Annotated in this window: 16 protein-coding genes; 9 read left to right on the top strand and 7 right to left on the bottom strand. The window is 41.0% G+C overall.

The window, feature by feature from the left end; all coding sequences use genetic code 11:
- The first annotated feature begins 160 nt into the window (after nt 1-160).
- The 5 genes from NQU59_RS16305 (at nt 161) to NQU59_RS16285 (ending at nt 4772) form a co-directional block, all read left to right on the top strand.
- Entirely contained in the window at nt 161-1573 is a 1413-nt protein-coding gene (locus NQU59_RS16305) for an amino acid permease (RefSeq protein ID WP_005242790.1), read from the top strand.
- A 141-nt stretch (nt 1574-1714) separates the two neighbouring features.
- Nucleotides 1715-1954: an LPS translocon maturation chaperone LptM gene (gene lptM / locus NQU59_RS16300; RefSeq protein WP_005273833.1), complete on the top strand. Its 240-nt coding sequence runs from the start codon at nt 1715-1717 to the stop codon at nt 1952-1954.
- 22 nt (nt 1955-1976) lie between these two features.
- Complete coding sequence (gene lysA / locus NQU59_RS16295; RefSeq protein ID WP_043972730.1) at nt 1977-3227, top strand: diaminopimelate decarboxylase; 1251 nt, start codon at nt 1977-1979, stop codon at nt 3225-3227.
- A gap of 6 nt (nt 3228-3233) precedes the next feature.
- A complete protein-coding gene (gene dapF / locus NQU59_RS16290) occupies nt 3234-4088 on the top strand; it encodes a diaminopimelate epimerase (RefSeq protein WP_257064079.1) in 855 nt (284 codons plus the stop codon).
- Nucleotides 4089-4160: 72 nt separating this feature from the next.
- Nucleotides 4161-4772: an alpha/beta fold hydrolase gene (locus NQU59_RS16285; protein ID WP_257064078.1), complete on the top strand. Its 612-nt coding sequence runs from the start codon at nt 4161-4163 to the stop codon at nt 4770-4772.
- 38 nt (nt 4773-4810) lie between these two features.
- Here NQU59_RS16285 and NQU59_RS16280 read toward each other — a convergent pair whose 3' ends face one another.
- Complete coding sequence (locus tag NQU59_RS16280; RefSeq protein WP_005242780.1) at nt 4811-5425, bottom strand: LysE family translocator; 615 nt, start codon at nt 5423-5425, stop codon at nt 4811-4813.
- Between the two features lie 162 nt (nt 5426-5587).
- Between NQU59_RS16280 and xerA the strand changes: the two genes are divergently transcribed.
- The 4 genes from xerA (at nt 5588) to gyrA (ending at nt 12083) form a co-directional block, all read left to right on the top strand.
- On the top strand, nt 5588-6475 hold the full coding sequence (xerA, locus tag NQU59_RS16275; protein ID WP_257066336.1) for a site-specific tyrosine recombinase/integron integrase: 888 nt from the start codon (nt 5588-5590) through the stop codon (nt 6473-6475).
- A gap of 436 nt (nt 6476-6911) precedes the next feature.
- Complete coding sequence (locus tag NQU59_RS16270) at nt 6912-7661, top strand: electron transfer flavoprotein subunit beta/FixA family protein (protein WP_005242778.1); 750 nt, start codon at nt 6912-6914, stop codon at nt 7659-7661.
- A gap of 17 nt (nt 7662-7678) precedes the next feature.
- The gene (locus tag NQU59_RS16265; protein WP_005273845.1) at nt 7679-8614 is read left to right on the top strand and encodes an electron transfer flavoprotein subunit alpha/FixB family protein; all 936 of its coding nucleotides are present in this window, start codon (nt 7679-7681) and stop codon (nt 8612-8614) included.
- A gap of 739 nt (nt 8615-9353) precedes the next feature.
- Nucleotides 9354-12083 carry a DNA gyrase subunit A gene (gene gyrA / locus NQU59_RS16260; RefSeq protein WP_005242775.1) on the top strand — a complete coding sequence of 910 codons (2730 nt, stop codon included), beginning with the start codon at nt 9354-9356 and terminating at the stop codon, nt 12081-12083.
- 46 nt (nt 12084-12129) lie between these two features.
- Here gyrA and NQU59_RS16255 read toward each other — a convergent pair whose 3' ends face one another.
- From NQU59_RS16255 to NQU59_RS16230, 6 genes are all read right to left on the bottom strand, one after another.
- Entirely contained in the window at nt 12130-13776 is a 1647-nt protein-coding gene (locus NQU59_RS16255; RefSeq protein ID WP_257064075.1) for an ArnT family glycosyltransferase, read from the bottom strand.
- A 14-nt stretch (nt 13777-13790) separates the two neighbouring features.
- Nucleotides 13791-14174, bottom strand: a complete 384-nt coding sequence (locus tag NQU59_RS16250) for a GtrA family protein (RefSeq protein WP_005242772.1) — start codon at nt 14172-14174, stop codon at nt 13791-13793.
- Entirely contained in the window at nt 14174-15154 is a 981-nt protein-coding gene (locus tag NQU59_RS16245) for a glycosyltransferase family 2 protein (protein ID WP_257064074.1), read from the bottom strand. The genes NQU59_RS16250 and NQU59_RS16245 overlap by 1 nt, the downstream gene beginning before the upstream one ends.
- Nucleotides 15154-15945: a ChbG/HpnK family deacetylase gene (locus tag NQU59_RS16240; protein WP_005242770.1), complete on the bottom strand. Its 792-nt coding sequence runs from the start codon at nt 15943-15945 to the stop codon at nt 15154-15156. The genes NQU59_RS16245 and NQU59_RS16240 overlap by 1 nt, the downstream gene beginning before the upstream one ends.
- Before the next feature lie 120 nt (nt 15946-16065).
- Entirely contained in the window at nt 16066-17154 is a 1089-nt protein-coding gene (locus NQU59_RS16235; RefSeq protein WP_257064073.1) for an ABC transporter permease, read from the bottom strand.
- Entirely contained in the window at nt 17151-18281 is a 1131-nt protein-coding gene (locus tag NQU59_RS16230) for an ABC transporter permease (protein ID WP_005242766.1), read from the bottom strand. Before NQU59_RS16230 ends, NQU59_RS16235 begins: the two co-directional genes overlap by 4 nt.
- Nucleotides 18282-18284 lie beyond the last annotated feature (3 nt).

Raw genomic sequence — 18284 nt, 5'->3', positions numbered from 1 at the left:
TCGAATTCAATTGTATTTAACTTGAAAAATACAGGTAAAAATTGCTTAGCTAAAGTCAGCCAATTTATAGATAACGAGAAAAGATACCGAAAATAGTACGAATCGTTATTGAGAGTGGACTTTAGTTAATGAATTAAAAACACTGGAGAGTTTTTGTAAAATGTCGAATCAAAATCTGAGTGAGGCTGCTGAGCAAAGCGGACTTCACCGTAGTCTATCTAATCGACATCTACAGTTGATTGCGATTGGCGGTGCAATCGGAACAGGGTTGTTCATGGGGTCTGGTAAAACCATTAGTTTGGCTGGACCATCTATTCTGTTTATTTATATGACCATTGGTTTGATGGTGTTCTTTGTAATGCGTGCATTGGGAGAATTGTTATTATCCAACCTTAACTACAAGTCTTTTATTGATTTATCGACTGATTTAATTGGCCCTTGGGCAGGTTATTTTGTCGGCTGGACCTACTGGCTGTGTTGGGTGACCATTGGTATCGCAGATTTATCGGCCATTATTTACTATCTTGAATTCTTTAATGGTGGTGAGTCATTTACCCCATTGGGTGGTTTACTGATTAGTACTGTTGCTATTGCTTTTGTACTGGGCTTGAACTTGGTCACCGTAAAACTATTCGGTGAAATGGAGTTCTGGTTTGCGATGGTGAAGATCACGGCGATCATTGTCTTGATTGCTGTGGGTTTGTGGATGATCTTTACTGGATTTACCAATGCCACGGGTACGGTTGCAAGCGTTTCAAACCTTTGGACACATGGTGGGATGTTCCCGAAAGGCCTTGACGGTTTCTTGGCTGGCTTCCAGATTGCAATTTTCGCCTTTGTCGGGGTGGAATTGGTTGGTACCACGGCTGCTGAAACGCAAGATCCAAAGCGCAACTTACCGAAAGCGATTAACTCGATTCCAATCCGTATCATTATTTTCTATGTATTGGCATTGTTCGTGGTGATGTGTGTCACGCCTTGGGATCAAATCAATCCTAAAGTTAGTCCATTCGTCAACATCTTCTCGCAAGCAGGGATTGCTTCTGCTGCGATTATCATGAACTTGGTGGTGTTATCTTCAGTGATGTCATCCATGAACAGTGGTGTATTCTCAACCAGCCGTATGTTGTTTGGTTTATCGACGGATGAACAAGCACCGAAGCTGTTTGGTAAATTATCTAAGTCTGCAGTTCCTGCAAAAGCTTTGATTTTCTCATCAATCTGTATCTTTATTGGTGCATTCGTTCAGTTTGTTTATAAATTACAAACGGGCACCAATGATGAAGTAACAGCTTTTACTTTAGCAACAACGCTATCAACGATTTTGTTCATCTGTGTATGGATCATTATTATGTGGAGTTATATCAACTATCGCAAAAATCGTCCTGAGCTACATGCGCAATCAACATTTAAACTGCCTGGTGGCGTGTTTACCTGTTGGGTGGTGATTATTTTCTTCCTTGCAACGATCTATTTCCTTGCCTTGGATGAAACCACTTTGGAATCACTGAAGGTGAGTCCACTTTGGTTTGTTATTTTGGCGATTGGTTATTTCTTCTATAAGAAAAAGTAATTTTGGAGCGAATTGAATCCAAAACGCCGACTTTAGAGTCGGCGTTTTTTTATGGTTATTGTTTGATTCATTCAAGTTTAGACTTTAGCCAATGGGATGATCACGCTATACTGCTCCGAATTGTAAAAGTTAGGTGCACAGATGCTTAAAGTCATTTGTTCTATCAGTGTGTTGCTGAGCAGCGTTATTTTAACTGCATGTGGTCAGTCAGGTGCATTGCAATTACCATCTGATCAGAATCAAGATAAACGCGCGAAATATCTGCTTTATAAAAATGAAGCATCTCAGAAAAAAGCGTCAGCGGCTGCTAAAGCAGACCAAGTAGACGTGGAAAACCAAGCAACATCGTCAACGACTCAATCACAAACAATCTCCCCTTAAGTTTGTAAATAAGGACATCTTCATGAGTTTCACTCGCATTAATGGAGTATTGCACGCTGAGCAATGTTCACTGGATCAGCTCGCACAGCAATATGGCACGCCTTTATATGTTTATTCAAAAGCAACTTTTGAAAAGCATTATTTGGATATGCACCGTGCTTTTGATTTTATTGATCATCAAATCTGTTTTGCAGTGAAGTCAAACTCAAATTTAGCTGTTCTGAATGTATTGGCAAAAGCGGGTGCCGGTTTTGATATTGTGACGGGTGGAGAATTGGCTCGTGTACTTGCAGCGGGTGGTGAACCTGCCAAAATCGTATTCTCTGGTTTGGGTAAATCGGAAGCCGATATCGAAAAAGCGCTCAATGTCGGGATTGCTTGCTTTAATGTGGAATCACATGCTGAGTTAGATCGAATTCAAAAAGTTGCAGCCAAGCTTGGTAAAAAGGCACCGATTTCTTTACGGGTAAACCCAGATGTGGATGCCAAAACGCATCCGTACATCTCAACAGGTCTGAAAGAAAACAAGTTTGGTATTCCAAGCGATAGCGTGAATGAAACCTATCAATATGCAGCGTCGTTACCGAATCTTGAGATTGTCGGGATTGACTGTCATATCGGTTCACAATTGACTGAAACCAAACCTTTTGTCGATGCACTTGATCGTGTCATTTTAATGATTGAGCAGTTGAAAAGCTTGGGTATCAACCTCAAACATATTGATATCGGTGGTGGTTTGGGGGTTCGTTATAAAGATGAAACACCGCCAAGTGTTGAAGCGTATGCCAATGCCATGCGCCCAGCTTTAGAAAAACTTGGGCTAAAAGTCTATATGGAACCAGGGCGTAGTATTTCTGCCAATGCAGGTGCATTACTCACCAAGGTGGATTTACTCAAACCAACCAATCACCGTAACTTTGCCATTATTGATGCGGCCATGAATGATTTGATTCGTCCTGCTTTATATGAAGCGTGGATGGATATTCAATCTGTTAATGTAAACCCTGATGTTGAAGTTAAAACTTGGGATTTGGTCGGTGCGATCTGTGAAACTGGCGATTTCTTGGGTAAAGAGCGTGATTTAGCCCTTCAGGAAAATGATGTGTTGGCGGTATTAGGTGCAGGCGCATACGGTTTTGTGATGAGCTCGAACTACAATACCCGTGGTCGTGCCGCTGAAGTGATGGTCAATGGTGATCAAGCCTATTTAATTCGTGAACGTGAAACCATAGAATCACTCTGGGACAAAGAGCGTTTGTTGCCTGAGGAGTAAATGAAGATGTATTTAGAATTTACCAAAATGCATGGTTTGGGCAATGATTTTATGGTCGTTGACCTTGTGACCCAGCGTGCTTATTTAGATACCGTGACGATTCAACGTTTGGCTGATCGTCATTTTGGTGTGGGTTTTGATCAGCTATTGATTGTTGAACCACCTGATTTGCCCGATGTCGATTTTAAATATCGAATCTTTAATGCCGATGGTTCCGAGGTTGAACAGTGTGGCAATGGCGTGCGTTGTTTTGCCCGCTTTGTGCATGAGCGTCAATTGACGACCAAAACCAAAATTCGCGTACAGACCAAAGCCGGTATCGTTGAACCTGAATTGGGTGCCAATGGTTGGGTTCGTGTCAATATGGGGCCGCCGAAATTTCTTCCAGAAGAAATTCCGTTTGTGACTCAAGCGCATGAAGATATTGAAGGCTTATATGCATTGGAACTTGCAGATAATCAGAGCATTAATATTGATGTCGTGAACATGGGGAATCCGCATGCCGTCACTATCGTGCCTGATGTTTTAACAGCTGATGTTGAGCATATCGGTCCGCAAGTGGAATCACATGCACGTTTTCCTGCACGGGTGAATGCTGGATTTATGCAGATTCTGGATGAAAAGCATATCCGTTTACGTGTGTTTGAACGTGGTGTCGGTGAGACTTTGGCTTGTGGTACGGGTGCCTGTGCCGCAGCGGTCAGTGGTATGCGCCGTGGTTTGCTGGCCAATGAAGTTGAAGTGCAGCTTGCAGGTGGTAAGTTACATATTGCTTGGCGTGAAGGTGATGTGGTGTGGATGACTGGTCCAACTACACATGTTTATGATGCCCGTCTGGATTTACGATATTTCCAAGGCTAAAGTTGAACGCTGTAAACACTCCTAAATAGGGGTGTTTACGTTTAAAAAAAATTATAATTTAAAAGGATAAGAATGAATCATCTCGTCTTTCTTGCTGGTGCATCAGGCAATACACAATTTTGGAATCCTCTGATTGCACAGCTTCCTACTAATTATACAAAACAAGTGATTGCTTATCCTGGGTTTCATGGGGTGGCAACAGATTCAGACATTAATAGTTTTGATGATCTGAGTCATTATGTGCTTGCACAGATTCAGCAACCTTCTATTCTCATTGCTCAATCCATGGGTGGAATCTTTGCGATTGCAGCAGTTTTACAAAAATCAGATTTGGTTAAAGGTTTAGTTTTGATTGCAACCTCTGGTGGAATTAATTTAGACCGATTTCAAGTTCAAGACTGGCGGCAGTTTTATCAACAAGAATATATTGAATATCCTGATTGGTTTGTGACAACGAAAGTCGATTATGAGCAATATTTATCAGATATCGAGGTGGACACTTTATTGATCTGGGGTAATCAAGATCCGATTAGTCCGATTGAGGTTGGACAATATTTAAATCAGATCTTGCAAAAATCTAAACTCTATACTGTTGAAGATGGCGATCATCAACTCGCAGAGAAATGTGCTGATGAGGTTGCCATACAAATCAATGATTATTTAAAAAATTTAGATCATGATTGAAATTGAGCGTGCTGAGATCAGCACACTTTTTGTATCGCTTATCGTTTGCTGAATGCAAGTTTGAGTGCAAACAAGATAAAAATACTGCCTGTGATGCGATCCATATAGCGAATAAATTTGGGCTGCTTTAAATAAGCAGAAATGGACTGCATCGCAGCGATTAGAAAAACTGACCAGATCAAGCCGATCACCACATGAATCATCACCAACCCCATGGTCCAAATCACTGGAGACGAAGACTGTGGAATAAACTGTGGCAGAAAAGAAATATAAAAAATGCCGACTTTGGGATTGAGTAAATTGCCCCAAAAACCTTTAATAAACCAATTTTGTGTTGTTACTGCTGAATCATTTAAATTCGCAAGTTGGCTGCGGGGCTTTAAAAGGAGATTGAGTCCTAACCATGTCAGGTAAATTGCACCCATCCATTTCAAGGTATTGAAGGCCAGATCCGATGTCATCAGCAATGCACCTAAACCACAGGCGACAATGATTCCCCACACAATACAGCCAAGATTGATACCCAAAGCCGCTTGGAATGCTTTGGCTTTACCTTCCAATGTAGCGGTACGAATAATCAGCGTAGTATCTAAACCTGGAGTCAGCGTGAGCAGGGTAATTGCAATGAGATAAGGAATAAGTATGGCTGTCATTGATCAAGCACCATTTAAAACTTGAAAATAATTGTAGTACAGAGCCATAGATTCTTCGATATTTGTTTAATGATAAGTAGAAGTAAAATTTGCTAGACTGTCGTTGTGGGTATTGGCATAACACTGGAGAGCAATTTGGAAAGCCATGAAAAACTGCTGTCCATGTGGTTAAAAGAACGGATCATTCAAAATCAGTCTGAACATACCATTGCAGCCTATCAGCGTGATTTAACCGATTTCTTTAAGTTTTGTGAATATAAACAATTGCAATTGCAAGATGTCGAAGCCTCTGATTTGCGGGAATATCTGGCTGCAAGGGTTGAGCGAGATCAACTGGGTAGCAGTAGTTTACAGCGGCATTTGACTTCAATTCGCCAATTTATGAAGTGGGCGGAACAAGGTCAATATCTACAACAAAATCCATCTGAAGATTTTCGATTAAAACGTCAACCGCGGCCTTTACCGGGGATGATTGATATTGAAACTGTTCACCAAATTTTAGATCAAGCTGCACCAGAAAAGCCGATTGAACAACAATTATGGTTACGTGATAAGGCGATATTAGAGCTGTTATATTCGAGCGGCTTGCGTTTAGCTGAATTGCAGGGCTTAACAATTAAAGATATCGATTTTAATCGACAACTTTTACGGATCACAGGTAAAGGCAATAAAACCCGAATTGTGCCTTTTGGCTTAAAGGCCAAAGATAGTTTGGTTGAATGGTTGAAAATCTATCGGATCTGGCAAGGCGACTTTAATGCAGATTCATCGGTTTTTATCTCGCAACGTGGCAATGCCTTAACACCGCGTCAAATTGAAAATCGGGTCAAGCTGCAAGCACAACGTGCAGGCGTCAATGTCGATCTGCATCCGCATTTATTGCGCCATTGTTTTGCCAGTCATATGCTGTCTGCTAGTGGGGATTTACGTTCTGTGCAAGAAATGTTGGGACACAGCAATCTGTCAACTACCCAGATTTATACCCATGTTGATTTTGAGCAACTGGCCAAAGTCTATGATCAAACTCATCCACGAGCGCAAAAAAACTAAATCTTGATATATTATGTTGCAAAATTGAGCATTTAATCATCAATGACTTTTCCACTTTGGGGGTGAGATTTGTTGAATTGATGTTCTTACTTAATTGACGCGTTTTTTCGAAAGTGAAAACACCTGCAAATTCGTCAGAAACGATCCGTTACAGAACACCCTCATGAAATAAAAATGCCTGTTTTAGATCGTTGAATTTTATAAAATATTAAAAAATCAAAGTTTAATATTCATCAGGTTTATAAACTAAATTTGTAGTACCAATCACTATTTTCAATATGTGAACTGAGCGTTTCATCTTTTTTATGGCTGTAGCGGAAATTGTGACTTGACCGAAATGCCAAATACATTGCAAGATAGGGCACCTAAAAAGTTTCAATCGAAGAGTTAGAATGCTCTTCATTACATTTACTTGCTTAGAACAGCCGAGGATTACATGAAGGCTCTTGTCGCTGTAAAACGTGTGGTTGATGCCAACGTTAAAGTTCGTGTTAAGCCGGACAATAGTGGGGTTGACCTTACCAACGTTAAGATGTCAATCAACCCATTCTGTGAAATCGCAGTGGAAGAAGCGGTTCGCTTAAAAGAAAAAGGAACAGTTTCTGAAATCGTTGTTGTTTCAGTGGGTGCTAAAGAAGCTCAAGAACAAATTCGTTCTGCAATGGCTCTAGGTGCTGACCGCGGTATTTTAGTTGAAACGGCTGATGAAGTTGGCGCTCTTGAAGTTGCTAAAATCTTGAAAGGCGTAGTTGATGCTGAAAAACCAGAGCTTATTCTTCTTGGTAAACAAGCAATTGATGACGACTCTAACCAAGTAGGTCAGATGCTTGGTGCTTTACTGGGTGCAGGTCAAGGGACTTTCGCATCTGAAGTTAAAGTTGAAGATGGTAAAGTTCAGGTCACTCGTGAAATCGACGGTGGTTTACAAACTGTTGAGCTTACACTTCCTGCAATCATCACCACTGACTTACGTTTGAATGAGCCACGTTATGCTGCTCTTCCAAACATTATGAAAGCGCGTAAAAAACCGCTTGATACTAAGTCACCTGCTGATTATGGCGTTGCAACTGGTACTAAACTTAAAACAGTTAAAGTTGAAGCTCCTGCTGAACGTAAAGCTGGTGTACAAGTGAAGTCTGTAGACGAGCTTGTTGAAAAATTGAAAAACGAAGCGAAAGTGATCTAATACAGAAGGATAAAATCATGAGTATTTTAGTTATCGCTGATCACAACAACCAGACACTTAACGGTGCAACTTTAAACGTTGTTGCGGCAGCTCAAAAAATCGGTGGTGATATTACTGTATTGGTTGCTGGTTCTGGTGCTCAAACAGTTGCGGATGCTGCTGCTAAAGTTGCTGGTGTAAGCAAAGTATTACTTGCTGACAATGCTGCATATGCAAACCAATTGGCTGAAAACGTTGCTGGTTTAGTTGCTGACATCGCGAAAGGCGGATACAAATACGTATTGGCTGCTTCTACAACAACGGGTAAGAACCTTCTTCCACGTGTTGCTGCACTTCTTGACGTAAGCATGATCTCAGACATTATTGCTGTTGAATCTGCAAACACGTTCAAACGCCCAATCTATGCGGGTAACGCGATTGCAACTGTTCAATCTGACGAAGCAATTATCGTGGGTACAGTTCGTGGTACAGCATTTGATGCAGTTGCTGCTGAAGGCGGTTCTGCTGCAGTTGAAGCGGTTGCTGAAGTGAAAGATGCAGGAATTTCTAAGTTTGTAAACGAAGAAATCGTGAAACTTGATCGTCCAGAATTAACTGCTGCGCGTATCGTTGTTTCTGGTGGTCGTGGTGTCGGTTCTGGTGAGAACTATCACAAAGTACTTGACCCATTGGCTGACAAGCTTGGTGCTGCTCAAGGCGCATCACGTGCTGCGGTAGATGCTGGTTTCGTACCAAACGACTTCCAAGTTGGTCAAACTGGTAAAATCGTTGCACCAGATCTTTACATGGCGATTGGTATCTCTGGTGCGATTCAGCACTTGGCAGGTATGAAAGATTCTAAAGTTATTGTTGCAATCAACAAAGACGAAGAAGCGCCAATCAACAGTGTTGCTGACTACTGGTTAGTCGGCGATTTGAACACTGTGGTACCTGAATTGGTATCTAAACTTTAATTCGCTCTGAATAAAGTTGAAAACGCTCCGAAAGGGGCGTTTTTTTATGCTTTAAATGTAAGGGGAATCGTTATCACCATTTATTTTTTTGTTTTTGTTATGCGGTGTACCTAAAGCTTGTGGTGAGCCAAATATGGGTTGTATTCGTGTTATAAGAACAATACATCATGAAGTAATGCACACTCCTCAATCGATGCCTGAATGGCGCTAGAATCAAAATAAGGGCTATTCGTACTCAGAGCTGTGATCATTGGGGGGCTATTTCCTGATGTTGATACAACATTTCTTTTAATGCAGTTTTTCTTGAATAAACATTTCGCTCTATTTTTTCATTTTATGGGCCTGTGAAGAGCTTTTATGAACAAGATGTTTTAAATACGGTTCAGATTAGGTCATCTGTTGCCTAAAGTTTAATACGCATTTATCGGTCTGAAAGAAGAAGCTAAATTTTATTTGATTCAATACTTTTATTGAATCATTTGATGAACTTTTGTTCAAAAAGTCTACGAATCCTTTTATCGGCATACATGATATTTGATAATTTTAAGTTATTAATTTATATAAATTTTTATTGTAAAAAATGCTATTTTTAGATGCATAAACTCACAGTTGATGAGTGCTTTATGCTATACTTTTCCGCTGTATTTTTTATTTTTAGTTCAAGCCCTTGAGCTAAATTTTTGCAAGATTGAAGACATAAAAACAGGTACAACTCTCTACCTGTAAACAAGGAGTATGCATGAGCGTATCGGAAATCAGACCGATTGCCATTGAGGACGAACTCAAGCATTCATATCTAGATTACGCGATGAGCGTAATCGTATCTCGTGCATTGCCAGATGTGAGAGACGGTCTAAAACCTGTTCATCGTCGCGTATTATATGCGATGCACGAATTGGGCAATGATTATAACAAAGCGTATAAAAAGTCTGCTCGTGTTGTCGGGGACGTGATCGGTAAATATCACCCTCATGGTGACAGTGCAGTATACGAAACAATTGTTCGTATGGCGCAGGACTTCAGCTTGCGTTACATGTTGGTTGATGGTCAGGGTAACTTCGGTTCGGTCGATGGGGATAGCGCAGCAGCAATGCGTTATACCGAAGTCCGTATGCAAAAACTCACCCATGAAATTTTAGCCGATCTGGAAAAAGATACGGTTGATTGGGAAGATAACTACGACGGTTCTGAGCGTATTCCTCAGGTGATGCCAACGCGTATTCCAAACCTTCTGATCAATGGTACGACGGGTATTGCGGTAGGTATGGCGACCAATATGGCGCCACACAACATGACCGAAGTTGTGAATGCATGTTTGGCTTATGCCAATAACCCGAATATTTCTGTAGAAGGTCTGATGGAGCACATTACTGGTCCAGATTTTCCTACAGGCGGTATTATTTACGGTAAATCAGGCATTGTAGATGCTTATCGCACTGGTAAAGGTCGTTTGCATATTCGTGGTAAATATCACTTCGAAGAAGACCAGAAAACAGGTCGTACCACGATCGTATTTACTGAAATTCCTTATCAGGTCAACAAGGCAAAAACCATTGAGCGTATTGCCGAGTTAGTCAAAGAAAAGAAACTTGAAGGAATTTCTGAACTTCGAGACGAGTCTGATAAAGACGGTATGCGTATTGCCATCGACTTGAAGCGTGGTGAAAACGCTGAAGTTGCGGTGAATAATTTATTCTTGCATACACAATTACAAAACTCGTTCAGCATCAACATGGTCTGTCTCGACAATGGTCAGCCAAAGTTGATGAATCTGAGAGAGATTATTGCGGCATTTATTCGCCACCGCCAAGAAGTGGTGACCCGTCGTACCATGTACGAATTGCGCAAAGCACGCGAGCGTGGTCATATCTTGGAAGGTTTGACGGTTGCCTTAGCCAATATTGATGCCATTATTGAAACCATCAAAACGTCTGCGAATCCAGCTGAAGCGCGCGAGCGTTTACAAGCAGGTGAGTGGGCTGGTGGTGGTGTAGTTGCATTGCTTGAAAAAGCAGGTGCTATCTCTGTTCGCCCAGATGAAATTGAAGGTGAAGACCCAGCACGTCCATTTGGCTTATCGGGTGATATTTATCGTTTGTCACCGACTCAAGTTGGCGCGATCCTAGAATTACGTTTGCATCGTTTAACGGGCTTGGAACAAGACAAGTTACATGCAGAATATACTGAAATCTTAGGTCAAATTGCTGAATTAACTGCAATTCTGAATGATTTTAACTTGTTGATGAATGTGATTCGTGAAGAACTTGCGTTGATCTTGCAACAATATGGTGATGGTCGCCGCACTGAAATTGTAGAGTCTGGTGTTGATTTCTGCCGTGAAGACCTGATTCCTGAAGAGCAAGTTGTATTGACTGTGTCTCAAACAGGTTATGCGAAAACTCAGCCACTTTCTGATTATCAAGCGCAACGTCGTGGTGGTCGCGGTAAGTCTGCAACTGCAATGAAAGATGATGACATCATCCAGCATTTAATTGTGGCATCGAATCATGCAACGGTACTGTGCTTTACCAATGTCGGTAAAGTCTATCGCTTACGCGTGTTTGAAGTGCCGCAAGCGTCACGTGGTGCCAAAGGTCGTCCGATTATTAATTTGCTTCCATTGGATGCAAATGAAACTGTGACTGCAATCTTACCGTTGACGGAATTCCCTGAAAATCACTATGTCTTTATGGCGACTGCCTCAGGTACGGTAAAACGTGTTGAACTAGAACAATTTAGTAATGTTCGTTCAAATGGTTTGCGTGCGATTGAGCTGAATGAAGAAGATACCTTGATTGGTGTTGCGATTACCGACGGTAATCAGCAGATCATGTTGTTCTCGAATGAAGGGAAGGCAATCCGTTTTGCTGAAACTGATGTTCGTGCCATGGGTCGTACTGCCAAAGGTGTACGCGGTATGCGCGTTAGCTTCGCAAGCAATACCATTGAAGCTGAAGATGCCGATGTTGAAAATGATGATAGTGATGACAATGATGATTCATCAGATTCAAACTTAGTTAGCCGCATTGTTTCACTGGTTGTTGTGCCTGAAACGGGTGAAGTGCTGTGTGCATGCGCCAATGGTTATGGTAAGCGTACTCCTGTGGATGACTTCCCAACCAAGAAACGTGGTGGTAAGGGCGTAATTGCGATTAAGACCAGTGAGCGTAATGGTGAGCTGATCGGTGCCGTATCGATTGATGAAAGCAAAGAACTGATGCTAATTTCTGATGGCGGTACTTTGGTTCGTACGCGTGCTGCTGAAGTGGCAACGACAGGCCGTAATGCGCAAGGTGTTCGTTTGATTCGTCTAAGCGATGCTGAAACCTTAGTCGGTGTTGTATCTATTGAAGCAGTTGAAGATGACGAAGAGTTAGATGCGATTGATGATGTAGAAAATACTGGGGGAGAAGCGATTACTTCTGAGGAAGTTGCCGCTGAACCAAAAGAGGATACGCCTGACGCGTAATGCTTTTAAGTAAGAAAAAAGGAAGCTGATTAGCTTCCTTTTTTCTTTAGTGATTTTGATTAATTAAAAATACATCGTAGTTGCGATAGTGACGTACTTTTATATTTGGGTTATCTGTCTGGTAGCCGTTCAGATTACTAATAATGACCATTGGCTGTTTTTGCTCTAAAGCTTTTTCAAGTTGCTGTTTATTCCATAAGTATTGTTTGCGTTCAGGCTCAAATAGCAGCCCATCTTTAAGCTCTAATGATGAGTTATCTGTTTTGACACTGTCCCAATCGTTGACAATATAAACTGGTTTTTTCAGATTCAATAAAAAGGGAATGTCATAAAAATAGTTATAGTAGAAAACAACATCTGAATTTGGCGAGATCGAATGTGCAAAATCGACTTGGTCAGCGTTATTTTTACTATCGAGTAATGGTACGGCAATTGAAATAGAGGTACAGAAGATGATTAAACTTAAGAAAATTGCAGTTAAATAATCAATTTTCTTTTGCTTGAATAACCAGCCTAGACCAAAAGGAACGATGCATAAAATTGCACCTATGATGTAAATTTGAATGGCATGTGCTTGGTAGAACGCATGCGCATTCTTGATAAAGTGTGGTGCTAAAGTGATCGCCAGCCCAAGTACAAAAATAAAAACAGCCGTTCCCCAGACTTGTAATCGATTCTTCTCTGGATTCTGCAATGCGGCACGCACAGCAACAGCAAGCAAGATCGCCATTGGGGCGACAGCTGGTAAGATATAGCCTGCCAATTTTGAGGGAGGAATTGAGAAAAAAATACTCACCGAGATAAACCACCATAGGCATAGTGCCAATAAAGATGGAGACAGTGATGTTTGAAAAATACCTTTTGGAAATTTAAATCGACTGACAAAGAACCATGGCAAAAAACTTACAAACAAAATGAGATAATAGAAAAACCAAGGTTGTTTATTATTGAACTCATTCGAGCTGAATCGGCTAAATTGTTGATCAATGAAAAAATAGTGTAAAAATTGCGGGTATTTTAATTGCACCCAATAGATCCATGGTGCAGTCAGAGCAAGAAAAAACAGAATTGCGAAAGGGTTGAGTAAGGCTGGGATTTTTCGCCATTGCTGTGTGTAAAGTAACCAAGGTAATAAAACCATGCCAGGAATTAACACACCAATTAACCCCTTGCTCAAGAAGCCCGCAGCTGCTGCAAAGTAAGCTAAAAATAAAACTGATTTTTTTCCTGAGAGGGTAAAGTCAACAAAACTTAAAATACAAACCGTCATCCATGAGGCCACTAACAGGTCATGGTTGATATATTCACTGCTTCCATAAAACAATAAACTGGTTGCCAGAATTATAATGCTGAGTTGGGCAATCTGTTCTGATACATGTTTTTTTAAAAAAATGAACAGGCTGATCAGCATCATGCAGGCAGCTAGGGTTGGAACCAGTCGCAGCACCCAAATGTGTATACCAAATACTTCCATCAAAGCGGTTGAAAGCCAATGCAACAATGGTGGTTTGTGCATAAATGGTAAGCCATTGATACGAGGAATCAGCCAGTCTCCAGATTCCAGCATGAAGCGGCTGATGTCACCATATCGACCTTCATCTGGGACCGATAGTGGACGTATCCATGAGGTTATCAATAACCAAAGTGGTAAAAAAATAAGCAAAAACTTGGATGAGCGTAGCCATTGTTGCATATATTTAATCCCCATTATTGGAATGCAAAATAACGGTTAAGTAAAAAGGTAAATAAAGAAGTAACGCCAATACTGAAAATAACCAGTACGGAGACGTTGGTCTCAAGAAAGTGGTGACTGATGAGTAATAGCGATTCATTAAAAATAAAGCCAAGTCCAGCGACCACAATAAATTTTTTCAGGGTTTCTCTATGTTGTAGGTGGGTCGCTTTAAAAGTAAAAATACGGTGACCGAAATAACTGATCCAGAATGCAATTAAAAATGCGAAGAAATTGGCGTATTTCAATGCGATTTGGTATTGAGGCTGAATCAACAGAATGACTATAAGATAATGAGCACATGCCGCAATTAAACCAACAAGACCAAACCGAAAGAACTGGAGGAAATGAGTCTGCATCAGAGAGAAGCTACATTGTTTTGTTTATCTTGAATAACGGGTTTGGACTGAAGATGTGAATATTCTGCCGAGACAATGTATTTAGGTCGATTTTTAACTTCCGCATAAATACGTCCAATATATTCACCTAAAATCCCGATACAAAGCAGTTGAATCCCGCCTAAAAGTGTCATACCTGCTGCCAGTGTCGCCCAGCCGGGTACGCTCACTCCTTCAATTAAAGTTTCAATAATAATCCAGATGCCATAACCCATTGCAAATACTGCAAGTAGAGCTCCGATGTAAATACATAAACGTAAAGGTAGGTCTGAAAACCCTGTTAAGCCAGACATAGCCAACTGAAACAGGGATTTAAAGTTGAAGCTCGATTGTCCATGCTGGCGTTGTTGCTCGGTAAAATGGATCCCGATAGTTTTAAAACCAACCCAGGCAAATAGCCCTTTCATGTAGCGGTTTTTTTCAGGTAAGTTTTTAACCGCCTCAACAACTTTCGCATCGAGCAAACGAAAATCACCTGCATTTTCAGGAATATCGACAGTAGAGCTGAGATTTAAGATATGGTAATAACCTTGGGTAAAAAGCTTTTTCAACCATGATTCGGTGCTTCGATCTCGGATACCGTACACCATGTCATAACCACTTTTCCAAAGTTGAATCATGGTTGGAATGGCATCCAGAGGGTGTTGGAAATCTGCATCAATCAGTAATGCAGCATCGCCTCTGACATGATCCAGACCCGCACTTAACGCAGCTTCTTTACCAAAATTACGTGATAGGGTGAGTATACGTAATGGATAGTCGTCAAGCATTTGCTGTAAAACTGCGATACTTTGATCTTGGCTACCATCATCTACAATAATGATCTCATAGCGTAAATTTTGTTGTTCCAGTTGCTGAGCCAATGCAGGAATAAATTTTTTCAGATTCTCTGCTTCGTTATAAGCTGGGACGACACAAGATAAAAATGGATTGTTTGTCATTATAATGCACCCATTGTGGTCAGCGAAATTTGATAGAGTCGACAATCATCACGAAACTGAGATGAACTGAGATATTGGAACTCCCTAACACGTGCCTGAGCTATCGGGTCCTGATAGTCAATTGCTTGGGTTGCTGGATGGCACATGATTAATAAATTATCTTGTGCACGCATTAACCACTGTTGGTTTAATCGAGCGTAGTCTTCCTGCTCAAAATCATAAATGCCTGCGAAATATTGGTTTTGATAGATATTTTTTTGCTTACATAGCGTCGCTAAGCTTGTTGCACCTAGCGCTGCAAGTAAACGTGTTTTGATGGTGTAATGAGAAATAGTGAGGGGGTGTTGCAGGTTTCTGACCCATCCCTGAAAATTTTGCTGTTTAAGGAAGTTAATCAAGACATCCCGAATCACTGGAAATTGATGGATATGCTGATGTCCATCAATAAAATCAGGTTGTTTGCCCATCGCTACAATAAAATTATTCCATTGCTGTTCGAGGCTGCGTTGAATCATTTGGGCATCTAACTGGCGTGCCCATGCTTTCAACATCAGCATGGGAAGCGGCAATGCGAAGGTTTCTGCTTGAAAGGGATGGGTAAAATTAAGGTGTAAACCGACTTCTGCATGAGCCGTTAATGCTTTGAGTTGTTGTGCTGCAATTGGCCAATGCTCAGATTGGGTCATACATGAAGTAGCATGTAAAACCCCTTTTTTGATCAGCAATAGAATTGCCTCTGAAATTTCAGGGTTCATTGCAAAATCATCAGCACAATAGCAGACTTTAGCCATCTCAATACCTCAATTTAGACCAATTAAAAGATAAGATAGTGATCTAGTCTTACCTTTTAATTAATTTTCATTAAAGCAATATGCCAATATATCCTTAATAGCAACTTAAACTATTAAAAGCTATTTTTTCACGAGACGATAATAAGAAAGTGTCAGTAAAACTGCTGCAAGCGTTGCAAGATAAATTAATTTCGGTGCCACAATCGAGATCGGTACACCCATTTGGTTAAGCTGAACAAACATTTGTACGCCATGGGTAGATGGGAGTGTCCACGCCAACCATTGCATCCACTGCGGCATGGCTTCGTGAGGCCACGCTGTTCCTGTTAGCAAGAACAGCGGCACAGAGGTGACCACGATCAAGTGCCCAACACGTTCAGGCATATCTACCAGTGAGCCGACCAACATGCCCAAGCCTATGACACAGCTGACATAAATGGATACAGCGAGTAACATGCCCCAAAAATTACCGCCATGTGGAAATTCATATAACCAGAAGGTGAAGCCAAACAAATACAGACAGCTGAGACAACCTGTTGTAAAAATTGCAGCAAATGTTGCCCAGAATTCAATAGGTTTTGCTACCCAGCCTTGTTCACGATAACTGGCAATCAGCATGGCAAGTCCGAGCAAAATCGTTTGATGGATAATTAAACTGGCGACAGCAGGGAAGATATAACTGCCATAACCAGACATGGTGTTAAATAATGGAATTTGATGAATCGAAAGTTCTGGTTCAAAAGAGGAAGCATTGCCAAACTTCTCTAAATGTTCTTTCAGTGTATATTCAATTGAACTTGCTAAACCGACTCCAACTTCTTTGGTTCGAATAAAATACGCCGTGCTCAAATAGAGACCAATCCCACCCATTTCACCTCGTTTTAAGCTATTGGTTAGATTTTCAGGGAGTAACAAGATGCCTTCAGCTTGCTGGTTTTGAACCATCCGCTGCGCTTCCAGAAAGTTATCAGTCACCGTTGTGATTTTGATATGTGGGCTATTCGATGCTTGGCTAATGATTTTTGAGGTTAAAATGCTTTGTTCTTCATCCACAATCACAATCGGAATATCTTCGGCTGTTTGTGCTTTATAAGCAGTCGGGTAGAAGAAACTATAAATAAGTGTTGCGGCAATTAAAGTGGTAAACACTGAATTGTTGGCAAAAATGTTTTTAAAGGTCTGTATGTAATAACTGAAAAATGACTTCATGAACAAAGCTCCTGAGTATTTTTCTTTAACAGACGCACGCTCAACATAAAGAATAAAGCTGCAAAGAGGATTAATATCCCAAAAGGCACCACTGAAACATAGAGGTCGCTACCAATAATCCATTGTTCAGTTTGTAGTTTGGCATAAGGCGTGTAGGGAATAATCATCGACCAGAATTGAGTAAATGCGGGTGCATTATTTAAAGGTAGGGTAATCCCCGAGAAGCTAGGAGATGAGCCACCGTATAGCGCAATAAAGCCAAAGGTTTTGGGTAAATTCTGGGTTGCCAAGACCACCGTACTGCTAATGACTGCATAGGCAAAATATAATAAAAATTGCGCGACCAGAATCAAGCTGAGCGAACCTGCAATGAAGTAACCGCGAATATGTGCCAGCCAGAACATCCAGCACCAAGTCCATGCACAAAAAATAAAGACATAAAGCAAGATTTTACCCAGTAGGCTGGAAATAATCTGCTTTGAGATGACCCATTCACCGACTGTTTTGCGCTTAAATTCTTGTCCAATCGCAAAAGCGACACAACAGCATAACAATAAGTGTAAAACGGCAGGCACCATAAATGGTTCGAGAAACAGTTCATAACTCATGCTTGGATTATATAGGGTTGAAATCTTGATATGCGGTGTTGGCATATCCAGATAAGGAATACTATTGGCTAAATAGCTGTGCCCCATATAATCTGCCATGCCATTCAAGGTGCTAATCAGCATGGCAGAAGAAATGGTATTGCCGATACTAAAAAAAGACTGGTTGTAGGCAATACTGATCTGCGCATCTTGGGCCTTGACCAGACGTTGTTCAGCACCTTCAGGGATCATCACGAAGCCCCAAGCTTCTGTTTTATTGATCAGCTGTTCAGCTTCATCTTGACTGGCAGTAATGGTCTTAACTTTCAGTGTATGGTTAATACTAAGCGCATGAATCACTTTGCGACTCATTTGACTTTGATCTTGATCGATGACGACAATCGGTATGTGTTCGGCTTTACCTGACGAAAACATGCTGCCAAATAATAGAATCACCAACAGGGGGGCAATCACTGCCATAAATAGATCTACTTTATGGCGTTTTAAATAGCGCAATTCCCGCAGCATGACTGCAAACATTGC

Origin of the sequence: Acinetobacter colistiniresistens, assembly GCF_024582815.1 — a bacterium.
Classification (GTDB): domain Bacteria; phylum Pseudomonadota; class Gammaproteobacteria; order Pseudomonadales; family Moraxellaceae; genus Acinetobacter.
This window is presented reverse-complemented; position numbering and strand designations above follow the sequence as displayed.